General features: G+C 53.0%; 17 protein-coding genes and 3 tRNA genes. 15 read left to right on the top strand and 5 right to left on the bottom strand.

The window, feature by feature from the left end; translation table 11 throughout:
• Positions 1–9 precede the first annotated feature (9 nt).
• From IC803_RS08720 to IC803_RS08710, 3 genes are all read right to left on the bottom strand, one after another.
• On the bottom strand, positions 10–657 hold the full coding sequence (locus IC803_RS08720; RefSeq protein WP_081207462.1) for an MOSC domain-containing protein: 648 nt from the start codon (positions 655–657) through the stop codon (positions 10–12).
• Positions 658–661: 4 nt separating this feature from the next.
• Entirely contained in the window at positions 662–1,666 is a 1,005-nt protein-coding gene (locus IC803_RS08715) for an LLM class flavin-dependent oxidoreductase (RefSeq protein WP_081207461.1), read from the bottom strand.
• A 183-nt stretch (positions 1,667–1,849) separates the two neighbouring features.
• A complete protein-coding gene (locus IC803_RS08710; RefSeq protein WP_081207593.1) occupies positions 1,850–2,692 on the bottom strand; it encodes a coiled-coil domain-containing protein in 843 nt (280 codons plus the stop codon).
• Positions 2,693–2,831: 139 nt separating this feature from the next.
• On the opposite strand from IC803_RS08710, the gene IC803_RS08705 reads away from it, so the two are divergent.
• The 9 genes from IC803_RS08705 to IC803_RS08665 all read left to right on the top strand — a co-directional run bounded on the left by IC803_RS08705 (position 2,832) and on the right by IC803_RS08665 (position 11,235).
• Positions 2,832–3,395, top strand: a complete 564-nt coding sequence (locus IC803_RS08705) for a thioredoxin family protein (RefSeq protein ID WP_081207592.1) — start codon at positions 2,832–2,834, stop codon at positions 3,393–3,395.
• A gap of 258 nt (positions 3,396–3,653) precedes the next feature.
• Positions 3,654–4,043: a gamma-glutamylcyclotransferase family protein gene (locus IC803_RS08700; RefSeq protein ID WP_081207460.1), complete on the top strand. Its 390-nt coding sequence runs from the start codon at positions 3,654–3,656 to the stop codon at positions 4,041–4,043.
• Between the two features lie 226 nt (positions 4,044–4,269).
• Positions 4,270–5,628, top strand: a complete 1,359-nt coding sequence (glnA, locus tag IC803_RS08695; protein ID WP_081207459.1) for a type I glutamate--ammonia ligase — start codon at positions 4,270–4,272, stop codon at positions 5,626–5,628.
• 311 nt (positions 5,629–5,939) lie between these two features.
• Positions 5,940–6,827, top strand: a complete 888-nt coding sequence (locus IC803_RS08690) for a sulfite exporter TauE/SafE family protein (RefSeq protein ID WP_081207458.1) — start codon at positions 5,940–5,942, stop codon at positions 6,825–6,827.
• A gap of 174 nt (positions 6,828–7,001) precedes the next feature.
• Positions 7,002–7,958: an MBL fold metallo-hydrolase gene (locus IC803_RS08685; RefSeq protein WP_081207457.1), complete on the top strand. Its 957-nt coding sequence runs from the start codon at positions 7,002–7,004 to the stop codon at positions 7,956–7,958.
• 266 nt (positions 7,959–8,224) lie between these two features.
• Positions 8,225–8,533, top strand: coding sequence for a transporter suffix domain-containing protein (locus tag IC803_RS08680; RefSeq protein ID WP_081207456.1), 309 nt, complete (start codon positions 8,225–8,227; stop codon positions 8,531–8,533).
• Between the two features lie 14 nt (positions 8,534–8,547).
• On the top strand, positions 8,548–9,351 hold the full coding sequence (locus IC803_RS08675) for an SGNH/GDSL hydrolase family protein (protein ID WP_081207455.1): 804 nt from the start codon (positions 8,548–8,550) through the stop codon (positions 9,349–9,351).
• Positions 9,348–10,262: an ABC transporter ATP-binding protein gene (locus IC803_RS08670; protein ID WP_081207454.1), complete on the top strand. Its 915-nt coding sequence runs from the start codon at positions 9,348–9,350 to the stop codon at positions 10,260–10,262. The genes IC803_RS08675 and IC803_RS08670 overlap by 4 nt, the downstream gene beginning before the upstream one ends.
• Complete coding sequence (locus IC803_RS08665; RefSeq protein ID WP_081207453.1) at positions 10,255–11,235, top strand: ABC transporter permease; 981 nt, start codon at positions 10,255–10,257, stop codon at positions 11,233–11,235. Before IC803_RS08670 ends, IC803_RS08665 begins: the two co-directional genes overlap by 8 nt.
• Positions 11,236–11,395: 160 nt before the next feature.
• On the opposite strand, the gene IC803_RS08660 is transcribed toward IC803_RS08665, so the two are convergent.
• Both IC803_RS08660 and IC803_RS08655 read right to left on the bottom strand, forming a co-directional pair.
• A complete protein-coding gene (locus IC803_RS08660) occupies positions 11,396–11,866 on the bottom strand; it encodes a hypothetical protein (RefSeq protein WP_081207452.1) in 471 nt (156 codons plus the stop codon).
• A 15-nt stretch (positions 11,867–11,881) separates the two neighbouring features.
• Positions 11,882–12,646, bottom strand: coding sequence for a hypothetical protein (locus IC803_RS08655; RefSeq protein ID WP_081207451.1), 765 nt, complete (start codon positions 12,644–12,646; stop codon positions 11,882–11,884).
• 192 nt (positions 12,647–12,838) lie between these two features.
• Here IC803_RS08655 and IC803_RS08650 point away from each other — a divergent pair.
• From IC803_RS08650 to IC803_RS08625, 6 genes are all read left to right on the top strand, one after another.
• Positions 12,839–12,912, top strand: a tRNA-Pro gene (locus tag IC803_RS08650).
• A gap of 10 nt (positions 12,913–12,922) precedes the next feature.
• A tRNA-Ala gene (locus tag IC803_RS08645) sits at positions 12,923–12,995 on the top strand.
• A 9-nt stretch (positions 12,996–13,004) separates the two neighbouring features.
• Positions 13,005–13,097 (top strand) — tRNA-Ser (locus tag IC803_RS08640).
• Positions 13,098–13,296: 199 nt separating this feature from the next.
• Positions 13,297–14,130, top strand: a complete 834-nt coding sequence (locus tag IC803_RS08635; RefSeq protein ID WP_081207450.1) for a pirin family protein — start codon at positions 13,297–13,299, stop codon at positions 14,128–14,130.
• A 95-nt stretch (positions 14,131–14,225) separates the two neighbouring features.
• Entirely contained in the window at positions 14,226–14,975 is a 750-nt protein-coding gene (gene nfsA / locus IC803_RS08630) for an oxygen-insensitive NADPH nitroreductase (RefSeq protein WP_081207449.1), read from the top strand.
• A gap of 458 nt (positions 14,976–15,433) precedes the next feature.
• On the top strand, positions 15,434–16,441 hold the full coding sequence (locus IC803_RS08625; protein WP_081207448.1) for a permease: 1,008 nt from the start codon (positions 15,434–15,436) through the stop codon (positions 16,439–16,441).

The raw sequence follows: 16,441 nt of genomic DNA, 5'->3' as shown, positions 1-16,441 counted from the left end.
CTTAATGGTTTACCGTTTCCTCTGGTTGGTGAGGCGGTGAAGAAACGCTTCGCGCCAGCTCGTTGATAGGGCTGGGTGATGGGCGATTTGTTCTAGGGCTGCGATGTTGTCCCGCTCATGATAGTAAATGTGGTTTATATAGGCGATCGATAACTCCCCAGGGCCGCGCTCAATGAGGATCAGCGGGGCTTCCGGCTCGACGATGCCTTCTTTCAGCACCCGAAAATAAAATCCGCTTTTTCCCGTTTGACAGACGGCTTTCGGCAAATCCGGAAGCCGGTGGCGAAGTGCGAGTTTCGAACATGGTTGGCGCGGCTGCGACACTTGCACGAGCGCCGTGCCGGCGGCATAAATGTCGCCAAGGCATGCATTTTCTTCGGTCAGTCCAGAGAGCGTCCAGTTTTCTCCAAACGAGCTTGGGGGAAATGGACGGGCATATTTCTGTTCCCAATAGGCGAAATGTTCTGATGGATAGGCGCAAATGGCTTTGTCTTCCCCGCCGTGATGGACAAGATCCGCTTGCCCGTCCCCGGCTAAGTTTTGTTTGCCGACAGCGACCGGTCCGGCGACTGGCGTTTTGTCAATGCCGGTCACTAGCAGCTGGCCATTTACCTCTATTGTTTTCGGCTTTCCGACGTTAATGGAAACGATTTGCATTTGTTCACCCCCATACCGCCTCGGCGATCAGCCGGAATGAGGTGAGCTTGTCATGGAAATCGTATGTAATCGTAACGAGCATGATCTCTTCCGTTTCATATGCTTCGCACAGCCGGTATAGTTCATCTTTGACGCGCGCCGGGCTGCCGACGATCATTCGTTTCCGGTTGTCCACGACCCGTTTGCGCTCGTACGGGCTGTACGGATACGCCGCGGCTTTTTCTGGGCTTGGCGTGCCGTTCACCGCCATCCCTTGCTCGATCATCAGCAGCGTCAAGTCGAGGCTGCCAGCAATCCATTCTGCTTTTTCATCGGTCTCGGCGCAAATCGCAAACACGGCGACCATCGCGCGCGGCTCGGCCAAATACGGAGATGGGGTAAATCGGTCACGATACAGTTTTGCATATTGTTCGCCGCCTTCGCCGTTAATAAATTGGGCGAACACGTACGGCAACCCTTTATCCGCTGCCAGCTTGGCCGTTTCCGAGCTCGAGCCGAGCAGCCATACATCAGGCGGCGATTGGACGATCGGCGTCGCTTTCACCCCATAAAGCGGATGCACCGACGGAAGGGTGTCATACAAGTAGCCGAGCAAGTCATCGATTTGCTCCGGATAACGGTCGACCGGTCGGCGCCTGTCGCCTTGCAGGGCGATCGTCGCCCGCGGCATGCCGCCGGGCGCCCGCCCGATGCCTAAATCAACACGGCCGGCGTGGAGTCCGGCAAGTACGTGGAAATTTTCCGCTACCTTATAAGGGCTGTAATGCGGCAGCATCACGCCGCCGGAGCCGATGCGGATGCGCGACGTTTTCGCCCCGATATGGCCGAGCAGCACTTCCGGGGATGAGCCGGCGAGGCTGTTCGTGTCATGATGCTCGGACACCCAAAACCGCTGATAGCCGAGCTCTTCGACAAATTGGGCGAGCCGGACGGTGTTTTCAAGCGCCGTTTCCGCCGTCATGCCTTCGGCGATCGGCGATTGGTCAAGGACGCTGAGCTCGAGCGCCATCATCGTTCCTCCTCTTTGTTCAAGGTGAAAAATAGGTAGTTTTATTATGCTCGGTTTGGCTCCGTTTTGTCCATTGATTTGCCTAGTCTCGCGGCGAGGCCAAAAAATAGTCCGCCGTTTTCGGCGGCGGATTGGGCAAGGAAGGAGCCTAATAGGCGGCCTGCTTGCGGTCGACCGCTAAGCCTAAACGTGGAGCGACTCTTCCTGTTCGGCCGTTTGACGATTGGCTTTTTGACTGCGCCCGGGGAAGAAAGAATGAAACAGCTGCTTCACGCCGTCAACGATAAACGAACACCGTTCGTACAGCGCCTCTTTTAAGCTGTCGAGCTGACGGGTGATTTTGTATTGCGCTGCTTCTTGCGCTTCGAGCCGTTCGATCACCGTCTGGTGAAAGACATGCTGCAGCTCGAGCTGGTCGATCAGCTTTTGGTACAGTTTTTCTTGCCCTTCAAGGCGGACGGCCATCCCTTCGGCCAGCTGTTCCCGCTCGGCTGTCCGCTGTTCGAGCCGGCGCACCGCTTCGCTTTGCACGGTCAACGCTTCAATGACGGCTTGGCGCGCTGTTTCTTCTTTTGCAAATTGTTCTTCCCATGCACGCTGCCGCTCGCTTTCTGTTTGCTGCTGGGTGAGGAGTGATTGCTCAAGGCGAGCGAGTGCTTCGGCAAGCTCCTGATAGAGCTTTGTTTGCTCCGCTTGCCCCGCTGTCACCGTCTGCCTGAGATCAGCGAGCGCCTGAACGAGCTGCCCGCCAAGCTTTGTCTGTTCCGTCTGTCCGGCGACAAGCGATTGTTCAAGGAGGGCGAAGGCGCCAGCTGTCTGCTCGCACTGTTGCGCCTGTTTCATTTGCCCCTCTTCCACTGCCTGCCCGATCCGGGCGAGCGTTTCTGCCAGCTGTTCAAATAACTGTTTTTGCTCGTCGAGCAGTTCGTCTGCGGCCGTTCGGCGGTGATAGAACATGACGTGTGAGGATGGGGGAGGAGCCGCGCTGTATACACGGGGATTCACTTGCTTGTTCATGTAAATCAATGTCATAAAAACCTCCTTTCCATTCGCCTATGTGGCATCATATGCGGCGCCTGTTTGTTCGGTTTGGGCGGCATATTTGTAGGGGCGTCTGCCCTTTGGTATAATGAGGAAGAAAAAAAGGAGAGAAAGGGTGTTCATGATGCCAGCTGTTGAATCGAACATGTTTCCGCTCGGCAAACAGGCGCCGCCGTTTGCTCTCACGAACGCCGTCGATGGTCGACTTGTCCGTCTTGACGATGTAAAATCAGACGTCGCGACCGTCATTATGTTTATTTGCAACCATTGTCCGTTTGTGAAACATGTACAGCACGAACTCGTCCGCTTAGCGAACGACTACATGCCAAAAGGGGTGTCGTTTGTCGCGATCAACGCCAACGACGCCGAACAATATCCGGAAGACTCCCCGGAAAACATGAAAAAGGTGGCCGAAGAGCTCGGCTATCCGTTCCCGTACTTATACGATGAGACGCAGGAAGTGGCGAAAGCATACGACGCCGCCTGCACCCCGGATTTTTACATTTTTGACCGCGAACGGAAGTGCGTCTATCGCGGCCAGCTTGACGATTCGCGCCCAAACAACGGCATTCCGGTCACCGGAGAGTCGATTCGCGCGGCGCTTGACGCCTTGCTGGCGGGTCGTCCGGTGCCGGAAGACCAAAAGCCGAGCATCGGCTGCAGCATTAAGTGGAAGCCAACGTCGTAAAAATGATTGACATTTCCTGATCAAACACGTATGATGAAAAAAGCGTCATTCGTTCGTCAAGAAATCGTCACCGCCGTGCCGTTGCTTCGCGAGTGCAGCCTGGCACGGCTTTTTTGCTGCCGTCAATCGCTAGACAAATTCACACTGGCGCCGCTTCGGAGCGGCAAGGATGGATGAGAGGCAGGGCTTCCATTGTTTTTGTTTCATCCTTTGAGTTTTCATAATTTGCATTATGTAAACAAAAAGGAGAGCGAGGAGATGGCAAAACGACGATATCGGGTGTTTGTGTATGGAACGTTGCTGACCGGCGAGGACAACCATCATGTCGCCGCCCCGTACGTTCTCGCCGCATGCCCAGGGAAAGTAAGCGGCCGTTTATACAACGTCGGCTCGTACCCCGCGCTTGTGCTCGGAGAAGAAGGGGAAGTGGAAGGGGAATGGCTGACGGTGACGGAAGAGGGGCTCAAAGCGATGGATGAGCTTGAAGACTATGCGGAAGGGCGGGACGACAATGAATACGATCGGGTATGGGTTCGGGATGTCTATCAGCCGGTTGAAGGGTATGTGTACGTTTATCCGCCGGAAAAAGCGGCCGGCTTGCCGCCCATTCCGTCCGGATCATGGCGGCGGCGTGAGGAGAAAATGTAACATCGATAGCGAGTGACTAAGAACAGCTTGAGGGAAACGAGCGTTCCCCAAGCTGTTTATTTTTTGCATAAATATCCATTTTTCTCTCCTATTTTTGAAAGCGATTGCAAAAAAACGTTATAAAAATACAGAAAAATTGATGAAAAAAGGGTTGCCAAACGGCTGCTCTTTTTCTATAATAAAAGCATGTTAGGAAAATAAACGTACGAATGTGAGGTAATGTGACATGTCGAAATCGTTCGTTTCCTCTACACAAACGGGGTTGTTGGAACAAATTAAAGAAACGATCAAACAAAAAAACGTTGAGCTTCTCCATTTGCAGTTCGTTGACATTGAAGGAATTTTAAAGCATGTAACGGTGACGGCCGAACAGCTCGATGACGTCGTCGCAGGGAAAATCATGTTCGACGGTTCGTCGATCAAAGGGTTTTCGCCGATCAATCGTTCCGACTTGTACCTTGTTCCAGATTTAAATACGTTTGCAGTGTTGCCGTGGACGGTCGAAGAGGGCTATGCGGAAGCGCGCTTCCTCTGCTCGGTCGCTAACCCGGACGGCACGCCGTTTGAAGGCGATCCGCGCAACGTGCTGAAAAAAACGGTTGAGCGGGCAGCAGAAAAAGGATACACGATTTCGGTCGGTCCGGAGCTTGAATTTTTCTTGTTCAAAGCCGATGAAAATGGCAACCCGACACTTGAACTCCATGATAACGGCGGGTATTTTGAACCGTCCCCGAAAGACTTGGGTGAACGCGTTCGTCTCGAAATTTACCGCGCCTTAAAAGCGATGGGCTTTACGATTGAAGCATCGCACCATGAAGTGGCGGAAGGACAGCACGAAATCAACTTCAAATATGCGGATGCGCTCGGCGCGGCGGACAACGCGACGACATACAAATGGGTCGTCAAAACGATCGCCGGCAAATTCGGCCTTCACGCGACATTTATGCCGAAGCCGGTGTTCGGCATCAACGGTTCGGGGATGCATGTGAACATTTCTTTGTTTAAAGATGGGGAAAATGCGTTTTTTGATCCAAACGACGCGAACCAGCTGTCGGAAACAGCGTACCAGTTTATCGCCGGCTTGTTGAAAAACGTGAAAAACTTTGCTGCGGTGACAAACCCGCTCGTCAATTCGTATAAGCGGCTTGTGCCAGGATATGAAGCGCCTTGCTACATCGCATGGTCGGCTTCCAACCGTTCGGCGCTCATCCGCATCCCGGCGAAGCGCGGCATGGCAACGCGCGTCGAGCTGCGCTGCCCGGATCCGTCGGCCAATCCGTACTTGGCATACGCCATTATCGCGGCAGCAGGCCTTGATGGTGTGGAAAAAGGCTTAACGCCTCCAGCAGCGATCGATGAAGACATTTTCCATATGCCAGAAGAACGCCGCGTCGAACTTGGCATCGACAACTTGCCGGAAAACTTAGGCGCTGCCATCGCGGCATTCGAAGGCGGTGAAATCGGCCGTGCGACGCTTGGCGAGCATGTATTCAATGAATACGTGGCGATGAAAAAAGAGGAATGGAACAATTATCGCACGGCGGTTCATACGTGGGAAATCGAACAATATCAAGGGAAGTTTTAATAGGGCAAACAAAGGGCGCTCTGCAGTTCAGGGCGCCTTTTCTCTATCAAACTTCTTTGTATGACAATCATCGGTTTGCAAGCGGCAATTTTCCTGTCCAGGCGGCGAACGAAGCTTGTTTCATAAAAAACATCGGTCAGTGATCGCGCCGCGGCAAAACTTGCGCATTTTTCGCACGCCATAGACACGAACGACAAGGGAATGGGCGAATTTTTTTATTTTTAAAAATTCATAGTTGACAACTATGAATAGTGGGAATTAAATTAAATACATCAGCTATCCATTCAAACGTTGCAAATGGAGGGAGAAAGGTGAAAAAGTGGATTGTGTTTGTGTTCGTTGGCTTTATCGCCCAGCTCATTGATGGATCGCTCGGAATGGCGTATGGAGTCACATCGACGACACTCTTATTGACGTTCGGCATCGCCCCGGCTGTCGCCTCAGCATCCGTTCATCTCGCGGAAGTCGTGACGACTGCGGCGTCTGGGGTGTCCCATTGGAAATTTGGCAACGTCGACCGCGGCATGGTGATCAAGTTGATTATTCCCGGGTCAGTCGGTGCGTTTGTTGGGGCGTGCTTTTTAAGCAAGTTGCCAGGGGATTTGATTAAACCGTACATCTCGTTGTTTTTGTTAACGCTTGGCTTCTATATTATTTATCGGTTTTTGTTTTTAAACGGCCGTTCGTTGTCCAAACCGCAAAAACAATGGTCAAACAGGCAGCTCATCCCACTTGGATTAGCGGCTGGGTTCCTTGATGCGACCGGCGGCGGAGGCTGGGGGCCGATCGCCACGCCGGTGTTGTTGGCGAATAAAGGCACCGAAGCACGCAAAGTCATCGGCACCGTCGATACGTCCGAATTCGCCATCGCGCTGTCGGCGACATTAGGATTTGCGATTTCCCTTGGCTGGGAGCAAGTCAACTGGTATTGGGTGCTGACGCTTATGGCCGGCGGGATCGTTGCTGCACCGATTGCTGCCTGGCTCGTGCGCAAGTTGCCGTCCCATTTGCTTGGGGTGCTCGTTGGCGGGCTCATCATTTTGACGAACGTCCGCACGCTCCTTCACGCTTGGGAGGCGCCGGCAGCGATTTACCCAGCGGCATACGGTTTGATTATGCTCGGTTGGGCGGCAGCGGTATGGATGGCGGTGAAGAACGGAAGGAAAGAAAAGGCGGCACGCGGGGAGTTGGCTTCATAATAGGAGAGGCGGCTGGCCGAAAAGAAGGGCGCAAACAAAGCGCCTTTCCGTTTGCCGGCCATTCACCGATGTAGCTGCTCGGCCCTTTTCGTGTTACAATATGGAACATAAACCGCGTTTCGTGTCCGCGAGGGAAAGAAAGCGTGGGAACAAGAACAAGGGGGAGAGGAACAAATGAGTCAACCAATCGATTTAGGCCACCGCATGTCGCTCATCGATTTATACGACTTGCGCATGCCGCAGCGCACCGGTACATACGTGCTTCATGAAGAAAACGTGGCGATTATTGAAACGGGCCCAAGCCCGTCGGTGCCGCATTTGCTCGCTGGGTTGAAAGCGCTTCAGATTGATCCGGCCGATATTCGCTATATCATTGTCACCCATATTCATTTGGACCATGCCGGCGGAGTTGGGATGCTGCTCGAGCATTGCCCGAACGCCACGGTTGTCGTTCATCCGAAAGGGAAGCGGCATTTGGCTGATCCGTCGCGTTTGATCGCTGGAGCGAAGGCGGTGTACGGGGCGCAATTTGACGCCCTCTTTGATCCGATTGTTCCGGTTCCGGAAGAGAGACTGATCGTCAAAGAGGATGGGGAGACGCTTGTGCTGAGTGCGGAGCGGACGCTCACGTTTTACGATACGCCGGGGCATGCGAACCACCATTTTTCGATTTATGATTCATACAGCGGCGGTGTGTTTACCGGCGATACGATCGGTGTTTTTTATCCGCAGCTGCAAGAGGCGGGGCTTGCGTTTTGCCTGCCGTCGACTTCGCCCAACCAGTTTGACCCTGAAGCGATGGAACGATCGGCCGAGCGGCTCGAGCAGCTGAACCCGACGCGCATCTATTTCGGTCATTTTGGCGCGCTCGATCAACCGAAGGAGGCGTTCCGGCAGCTCCGTTTTTGGCTGCCGAAGTTTGTTGCGGCCGGAAACGAAGCGATCGCCCGCCATCCTGAGGCGCCGGTGGCCGAACAGGCGAAAGCGGCCGCGCAACGGTTGCGTCATGACATCATGGCGTTTCTCAACGAACACGGCGTCTCGTCCTCTTCGCCAGCCTATGCGGCGATTGAGCTCGACTTGCAAGTGTGTGCGATGGGGATGATCGACTATTGGCAGAAACAGCGGTGATCAGGCAATGAACTTAGCCGGTTCGGCTAGAGGGTGTCCCCAAAGGATCGGGACATCCTCTTTTATCTATATACGCATCACCTTCTTTTTTTACGCTATATGTTGTGCCTATCTTGAAGAAAGACGACCTTTTGGGTCAGCCCTTAACTTCGCCGCAAATCGGAGGTCAAGCGAATCTTTTTGGAAAACGATGATGATATGTTAGAGTGGAAATAAGCGAGCGTCTTTCTTTGGAAAAGCGTTCGTCAGCAAAAGGGGGCGAAAGAGTGAAACAAAAGCCGTCCGCCAGGCAGCGCGTTGGTGTCGGACTGATCATCGCCTCATTCGTTGTTTGGATCGTTCCGCCGATCGCTCCGTTTTTGCCGCTTTCCGCTTCCGCCAAGGTACTGGCGGTGACGATCGCTGTTGTGATGGCCGAAATTTTGTTTTGGGCCGGAGCATGGTTGGTTGGAAAGGAAGCGGCGGCGAAGCTGAAGAAGTACTGGAATCCAAAGCGTTGGCGAATAAAACGTCGGCGGTCGGATCAAACCAATGATGTCGAAACCGATGGCGAAAGGCAGCGGCAAAACGAATGAAGTGAGGTGATTGCATGCGACCTACACCTAGCATTGTGGCGCTTGTGATAGCTGTTGCGGCGCTGTCTGCGGTGCTTTGGCTCGGCGGTCTCGCCCTGGCGGTGCAAGACCAGTTTTTTACGGCCGCGAAGCCGCCGGTCGAGCAAAAGCAGCCGCCAGCCAACGAAATAAAGGAGCGCGATGAGGAGATTGACATTGTCGCTTTAGGCGACTCGTTGACGCGGGGGACGGGCGATGAAAGCGGCAAAGGGTATGTCGGCTATATGGTCGATGAGCTTCGAAAACGGACGGATGAACCGATTCGCGTCACGAACTTGGCGATTCGCGGACTGCGCTCCGACGGGCTGCTTCGCCAACTTGGCCAGCCTGAGATTCAGCGGCAAATCGCCATGGCCGATTTGATGGTGATGACGATCGGCGGCAATGATCTGTTTCGGGGCGGAGAAGCGCTTGAGTTGAATATGAAAGAGCTGAATGCGGCGAAACGGCAGTATATTGCGAACCTTGACCGCATTTTTGCCTTGCTTCGCCGCTTGAACAGCGAAGCGGTTATTTTTGCGATCGGCTTGTACAATCCGTTTAGCGATTTAGATGATGCCAAACGAACGTCAGCCGTCGTCCGAGACTGGAACTTTGCCTCGGCGGAAGCGGCGGCCCGTTATCCGAACGTCGTCGCTGTGCCGACATTTGATTTATTTGCCTTGCATGTCAATGACTACTTGTATAGCGACCATTTTCATCCGAATAAGGAAGGGTACAAGCGGATCGGAGAGCGTGTCGCCTCGCTCATTACGCTGACGGAGGAGGATCGTCAATGACGAAACAGGTGACGTTAGCGGTCAAAGAGCTGCGAAAAACGATTCGCGGCAAAGAAATTATTCAAGGCATTTCGTTTGAATTGCACGAAGGGGAAGTGTTCGGGTTTTTAGGACCGAATGGTGCAGGGAAAACGACGACGATCCGCATGCTGGTCGGACTCATTCGGCCGACGTCGGGAACGGTGGCGATTTGCGGGTATGACCTTCATCGCCGGTTTACCAAGGCGATCCGCCATATCGGCTGCATCGTCGAAAATCCGGAAATGTACCCGTATTTAACAGGGTGGGAAAACCTTGAACATTTCGCTCGCATGATGCCCGAAGTCGGCGTGGAGCGGATCATGGAAGTGGCGAAGCTCGTTGGGCTTGAGCAGCGCATTCATGACCGGGTGAGCACATATTCGCTCGGCATGCGGCAGCGGCTTGGCATCGCCCAGGCGCTGCTTGGGAAGCCAAAGGTGCTCATTTTAGATGAGCCGACAAACGGTCTTGATCCAGCGGGCATCCGCGAGATGCGCTCCTTTATTCGCTTTTTGGCAGAAACGGAAGGGCTGAGCGTTCTCGTGTCATCGCACCTGTTAAGCGAAATTCAGCTCATGTGCGACCGCGTTGCCATTATGGCAAAAGGGCGGCTTTTGGCCGTCGAGACAGTTGAGCGGCTGTTAAAAGAACAGGCGCGCGTTGTTTGGAAAGCCGCCCCAGCTGACAAGGCGCGGGCGCTGCTGTCTGAGGAAACGGAAGTGCTGCGGGCGGACGAGGAGACGATCGTTACGCCGTATGAGCCGGCCAAGCTCGCTGCCTGGAACGCCAAGCTCGTCCACGCCGGGGTGGCGGTCGCTGAGATTGAACCGCGGCTGCCGACGCTCGAAGATTTGTTTATCGAGCTGACAGGGGGCGAAACGATTGAGTAAGCTCGTGTACAATGAAATGCTGAAAATTGTCCGAAAAAAGCGGCTATGGGTGATCGCCGCCATTGTAGCGGTGCTCGTCGCCTTATTTACATACGCCCAATATCGGGAGACGGAGGAGCTGAAAAAGCGGCTTGGCACGACCGACTGGCGGACGCAGCTGCAGCAGCAAATCGTCGACTTGCAAAACCGCCTCCAGTCGCCGAGCATGTCCGAGGAGTGGCGCAAATATTTGCAAATCCGCCTAAAGCAGCAACAATATTACTTAGAGCATGATATTAACCCGTCTGCTCCCGGTGCTCCGACGTTTATGCGCATTTTTATCGAAAACGCCATCGATTTGTTTTTGCCGCTGCTCGTGATGGTGGTGGCGGCTGATCTCGTCTCGTCGGAGGCGAGCGCCGGAACGATCAAGCTGCTTCTCGTCCGGCCGGTGAAACGGTGGAAAGTGTTGCTCAGCAAATACATCGCTCTATTGTTGTCTGTATCGTTTATTATGTTCACAACCGCGGTGTTGTCGTATGTCATTTCCGGTCTTGTGTTCGGGTACGGCGGCTTTCATCTGCCGTTATTGACCGGATTTGTCCCTCAAGGGGAGGATCTCGATACAACGAACGTTCATATGATTCCGCAATGGAAGTACGTGCTTATTGAGCTCGGTTTAGCAGCGTTTGTCAGCGTTGTTGTCGGCACGTTGACGTTTATGCTTTCCGTGCTCTTGCGAAGCACAGCCGCCGTGATGGGCATTATGCTGGCGGCGCTCATTTCCGGCGCCATTTTATCCAATATGGTGTCGTCATGGCATTCGGCGAAATATTTGTTTATGGTCAATTTGCGTCTTACCGACTATATTAAAGGAACGGCGCCGCCGGTGGAAGGGATGACGCTCGGCTTTTCGATGGCGGTGCTGACCGTTTGGGGGCTTGTCGCCCTCATCGTCGCTTTTGTTGGTTTTACGCGGAGGGATGTGTATTGAGAGGCAAACACCCGCGGGGATTCCTCTGCGGGTGTTTCAACGAGCGTTCATGTGTCCGAATCTTCGGCAATTTCGCTTCCGTATGCGGGCGCTTGTTTAGGAACCGCCGCCCCGATGCCGGCCGCCGATTGGAAGCTAGCATTTTTGTTTTGCGTCGCTGTCAGCGGCCGCCTGCCTTCCCATCCCGGATGCCGGCGAGGCCGAGCGCGTGATGATCCCATAACAGCCGTTCGATCATTGGCCATTGCGTTTCATCACAGCGGATGAGGAGCACGATTTCCGCGCGCATGTTCGTTTGACGGCGCGCTGTTTTTCGGTTAAGCCACCATTTCAACAACAGGCCGAACCCGATGCCGCCCACCGCCCCGATAATGCCCCAAATGATCGGCCCCCATGTTAACACATAGCCGTAAATCGAACCAAGCAGCATGAAACACGTTCCAAAAATCGCCGCTAAATCAAGGGAGCTGAAGCCGTCAGCACGGTGGATCGAATCGAGCAGCTGCGGTGGCTCTGTACGGCGATCAAGAGGAACAGCGAACAGATGGTGCGGGGCGATCCCTTTTTGGCGGAGGGCGGAAATCGCCAGCTCAACGAACAAATGATTTTCAAAAGTGGCGACGACAATCATGAAAAAGCCTCCTAATCAAACCGGCCACGGGAATTGTTTCGGCTGGCAGCGGCGGCGCAAATAGTTGGATAACTCTTTTTCAAACAGTTTGTTGTACTCGACGGCGGAAACGTACGCATCGTAAAAGATGAATGAATAAATAGACGGCAAATACAACGCCCATTGCATATTCAAGGTGCGCACCGCCTCATCAAACCGGCCGGTCAGCGTATAAATAATCGCCTCCGGCAAGTGAGCCAAATAGGAAACGATGATCGTAAAGGCGAAAACGAACAAACCGGTGATCACTTTATGGACGTATAAATGACCAAGCCCTGGGGCGAGCACCGACCAGGCGAGCGCCAGCCATGGTTCGCGTTTGTCTAAGTAATTGATGTCCCAAACCCCTATTCGAATAGGGGGGATCGGCGCATCTTCCCGGTCGGCGAGCAAATACAGCTTATTCATGTCGACCGAGCCGCGATAGCTGTCCCAAATGCCGTATATGTAGATCGCGACATAAAACATGAGCCATCGTTCATCGAGCACCGCTTTTGCCCTTTCAAAGTCACCAAGGAGCGAGTATAATATACCTGTGTTTATGTGCGCTTTTGTATTGATAAACAGCTCCCAAACGATTAAAATAAAAGCCGTGGCGTAACGGTGCTGCATTAAATTTCCGAATCCGGGAAACGAAAATGAGAAAAAGGCGACGACCAGCGGGTGGCGCAAATGGATATGGGTTGTGGTAAACTGCGACAAATGAGCCCGTTTGCGCCGCGCTGGCGGAATGAGTTTCACGAAACCGCCCCCTTTTCGATGTTGCCGCACGACTGCCGTGTTTTTAGTATAGGAAAAAAGGGGCGGTGGCTATGCAACAGGCAGCGGAAAAAGCAATGGATTTCCGTCTCGGGCGTAAAAAATCATAAAAAATTATTGACTTTCTTAAGAGGTTCATATAAAATATAAATTGTCGCAAGGGAAAATAAATAACGGGAAGTAGCTCAGCTTGGTAGAGCACACGGTTCGGGTCCGTGAGGTCGCAGGTTCAAATCCTGTCTTCCCGATCATTGCTATGGGGCCTTAGCTCAGCTGGGAGAGCGCCTGCCCCGCACGCAGGAGGTCATCGGTTCGAATCCGATAGGCTCCATTTTCATACGGAGGAATACCCAAGTCTGGCTGAAGGGGGCGGTTTCGAAAACCGCTAGGGGTGTCACAGCCCGCGGGGGTTCGAATCCCTCTTCCTCCGCCATCTTACATACGAACGTCAACCTGCCGATTGTCGGCAGGTTTTTTGTTTTTGTCGGCTTGGGCAGCGGCCGGTTGTTGAGCAGATGATTTGCCTATTTTTGACGGAATCGGATACGATGGAGGAGAAGGGGGCAGTTGGCGGCGGTCGGCTGTCCCCTCTCCGGGTTGTGTCCGGTATGGAAAAAAGAGGAGGGGAAGTTATGGCCGTTCAACGCCACATTCGCCATATCAAGACGGTGCAAATGACTGCCAACAGCCCGATTCACCAGAGCGGCCCGGTGCTCGAGCCCGGGAATTGGCAAGAGTATGATCCGTTTTTGTTGTTGATGGAGGATATTTTTCAGCGAGGTGCGTTTGATGTTCACCCGCACCGCGGCATTGAGACGGTCACGTACGTGATCAGCGGCGAACTCGAACATTTCGACAGCAAAGCCGGCCACGGCACGCTCGGGCCTGGGGATGTACAATGGATGACCGCCGGCCGCGGCGTCGTCCATAAGGAAGATCCGGCGCCCGGTTCGACCGTGCACAGCCTTCAGCTATGGGTCAATTTGCCGAGCACGCATAAACTGACCGAGCCGCGATACCAAAACTTGCGCGCCGAGGATATGCCTGTACGGCAAGAAGAAGGGGCGACGATTCGCGTCTTTTCCGGCTCATCAAAAGGGGTGAAGGCGCCGACGAAAAACATCGTTCCGGTGACGATGGTCGAAATGACTGTTGAACCGGGAGTTACTGTCGCGCAAGACTTGCCGGGCCATTACAACGGCTTTTTGTATATTTTAGAAGGAAGCGGCACGTTTGGCGCTGATCACACGGAAGGAAAAGCCGGGCAAGTGTTGTTGCTAAGCCGCCACGACCGCGGTGAAGAAACGGAGCTGAACGTGACCGCCCGCGACAAACTGCGTCTCCTTCTTTACGCCGGTGAGCCGGTAAACGAACCGGTCGTCGCTTACGGGCCGTTTGTCATGAATACGCCCGAGCAAATCCGCGAAGCGATCCGCGATTACCAAGAAGGACGGTTTGGACAGTAATGTCAGGAAAGAGCCGATCATTTTTTGGCTCTTTCTTTTTTGTTATGATAATAATCGATGGTAAGCTATTCATTGTACAGGGGAGCGTGTACAAGATGAATCCCGTTATCGAAACGATTTTGCAGCACCGTTCGATCCGCCGCTTCGAAGATCGGCCGCTCACGGATGAACAAATTCGCACGATCGTTGAATGCGCCCAGGCGGCGTCGACCTCAAGCTACGTTCAAGCGTATTCGATCATTGGGGTGAAAGATCCGGAGAAAAAGCGGAATCTCGCCGAACTGGCCGGGAATCAAGCCTATGTTGAGCATAACGGCCATTTCTTTGTCTTTTGCGCTGATTTTCACCGCCTTGAACTCATCGGGGAGCTTGAAAGAAAAGATGTGATTCCATCGCTTGAGAGTACGGAAAAGTTTATGGTGGCGCTCATTGACACGGCGCTGGCCGCGCAAAACGCCGCCATTGCCGCCGAGTCGATGGGGCTTGGCATTTGCTATATCGGCGGGCTGCGCAACCACTTGCCGGACGTATGTGCACTGTTGAAGGTGCCGAAACGGGTCATTCCGCTGTTTGGGCTTGCCGTCGGCTATCCTGCGCAAACGCCGGATCCAAAGCCGCGGTTGCCGTTAGACCACGTGTATCATGAGGATGAATACGATCAAGACCGCGGCCGATTCATCGAGCAGTTGCAGCGGTATAATGAAACGGTGTCAGCTTACTATGAGCAGCGGACAAACGGCCGTCGCCGCGATACATGGACGGGGCAGATGGCCAACATGCTCAGCCGTCCGGTCCGGATGTATATGAAAGAATTTGTGGAGAGGAAAGGGTTTAATTTACAGTAGCCTCGCTTCATGCTGAAGCGGGGTTTTTCGCTGTCAGCGCGCTTTAATCACAGAACTGCTAGTGGAAATAAACGGCGATTTATGTAAACATTATTTTGTCCACAACGAACGGCATGTACTTGCGATAGTTCGTGCATTGTCTCTGTCTTTAGGGAAGTTGATTTGCTATTCATTAAGATTGTTTGGTAATTGCCTGCTTACCGGATCGCCGAGTGAAAGGACGACACGTATGTAGTCGAGGGTAAAGCCGCCTAGCAGCCTATTTCAAGAAGAGTTGAAAGAAAAACTTGTCGTATAAAAGTGGACATGTAATCGGGCGGTCAGACATATCGTTTGTAAATAAGAACGGTTACGCTTTAATACAATAAATCGATGTATATCGGCTCGTTTATGTTCCTAGACTTAGCCTAGGATGAAAAAATGTGTTAACACGTGGATGCCGGGGGAGGGGAAGAGGAATGAGACGCCTGTTTTCTTCGGTGTTAGTTGATATGACGGGGATTGTGGTTATAGGGGTCGCAGCATATTTGATCGTGTTTAGCCAGTGGTTCGGGGCGTTATGGGCGGCAGAGATTCCAGACTCGTTTCGACAGTTTGTGACTATTTTTTTAAGTATGGTGATCGAAGCACTTCCGTTTGTCCTCATTGGTGTTATTGTGGCAGGGGCCATTCAAATTTTTGTAACGGAGGAGCATATTCGGCGGTGGATTCCCGCTCATTCTTTTCAGGCTGTTGCGATGGGATGTGTGGTTGGGGCTCTTTTTCCGGCGTGTGAGTGTGGGATTGTTCCGATCGTGCGAAAGCTGGTTGGCAAAGGCGTGCCGTTAGGGGCGGCAGTAGGATTTCTCTTAACCGGTCCCCTGATTAATCCCATCGTCATCTTATCGACGTATATGGCGTTTGGAAACGATGCTATGATAGCGGGATGGCGAATGGGGCTTGGTTTTGCGGCCGCGCTGTTGATTGCGTGGAGCATTAGTCTGTTCTTTTCCTCGAATCAGCTGAGGCGACCTGTCTCCTTACCGGTACAAAGGCGCAAACCACAAACTTCATTGTTCTATCGGTTCGAAGAAATGCTGAAACATTCCATTGATGAGTTTTTTGATACAGGAAAGTATCTGATGATCGGCGCGTGTGTCGCCGCTTGGATGCAGACACATGTACATACGGAGTCGCTCCTTTTGTTTGGCGGCAATGACGCGGGTGAGATGCTTACAATGATGGGGTTGGCCTATTTTTTGTCTTTATGTTCGGAGGCTGATGCCTTCATTGCTGCCTCGTTTAGAAACATTTTTTCCACTTCTTCGATCCTCGCGTTTTTAATCTACGGGCCGATGATTGACTTAAAAAATACGATCATGCTGTTTAGTGTTTTCCGGGCGAGGTTTGTCGTCGTTTTGCTTATGTTGGTTACAGCGGTTGTATGGTTGGGCGTATGGGCGGCGAAAATGACTCAAGGGTGGTGA

It is taken from the genome of Geobacillus sp. 46C-IIa (assembly GCF_014679505.1).
GTDB lineage: Bacteria > Bacillota > Bacilli > Bacillales > Anoxybacillaceae > Geobacillus.
Note: the sequence above shows the minus strand (reverse complement) of the source record. Positions and strands in the feature narration are given on the sequence as shown.

Excerpts from the sequence above, each read along its gene's own strand:
- IC803_RS08660 (WP_081207452.1), bottom strand. The coding sequence starts at position 11,866 with ATGATTGTCGTCGCCACTTTTGAAAATCATTTGTTCGTTGAGCTGGCG.
- IC803_RS08685 (WP_081207457.1), top strand. The coding sequence starts at position 7,002 with ATGAGTCAACCAATCGATTTAGGCCACCGCATGTCGCTCATCGATTTA.
- IC803_RS08675 (WP_081207455.1), top strand. The coding sequence starts at position 8,548 with ATGCGACCTACACCTAGCATTGTGGCGCTTGTGATAGCTGTTGCGGCG.
- nfsA (WP_081207449.1), top strand. The coding sequence starts at position 14,226 with ATGAATCCCGTTATCGAAACGATTTTGCAGCACCGTTCGATCCGCCGC.
- IC803_RS08705 (WP_081207592.1), top strand. The coding sequence starts at position 2,832 with ATGCCAGCTGTTGAATCGAACATGTTTCCGCTCGGCAAACAGGCGCCG.
- IC803_RS08670 (WP_081207454.1), top strand. The coding sequence starts at position 9,348 with ATGACGAAACAGGTGACGTTAGCGGTCAAAGAGCTGCGAAAAACGATT.
- glnA (WP_081207459.1), top strand. The coding sequence starts at position 4,270 with ATGTCGAAATCGTTCGTTTCCTCTACACAAACGGGGTTGTTGGAACAA.
- IC803_RS08720 (WP_081207462.1), bottom strand. The coding sequence starts at position 657 with ATGCAAATCGTTTCCATTAACGTCGGAAAGCCGAAAACAATAGAGGTA.
- IC803_RS08625 (WP_081207448.1), top strand. The coding sequence starts at position 15,434 with ATGAGACGCCTGTTTTCTTCGGTGTTAGTTGATATGACGGGGATTGTG.
- IC803_RS08635 (WP_081207450.1), top strand. The coding sequence starts at position 13,297 with ATGGCCGTTCAACGCCACATTCGCCATATCAAGACGGTGCAAATGACT.
- IC803_RS08715 (WP_081207461.1), bottom strand. The coding sequence starts at position 1,666 with ATGGCGCTCGAGCTCAGCGTCCTTGACCAATCGCCGATCGCCGAAGGC.
- IC803_RS08700 (WP_081207460.1), top strand. The coding sequence starts at position 3,654 with ATGGCAAAACGACGATATCGGGTGTTTGTGTATGGAACGTTGCTGACC.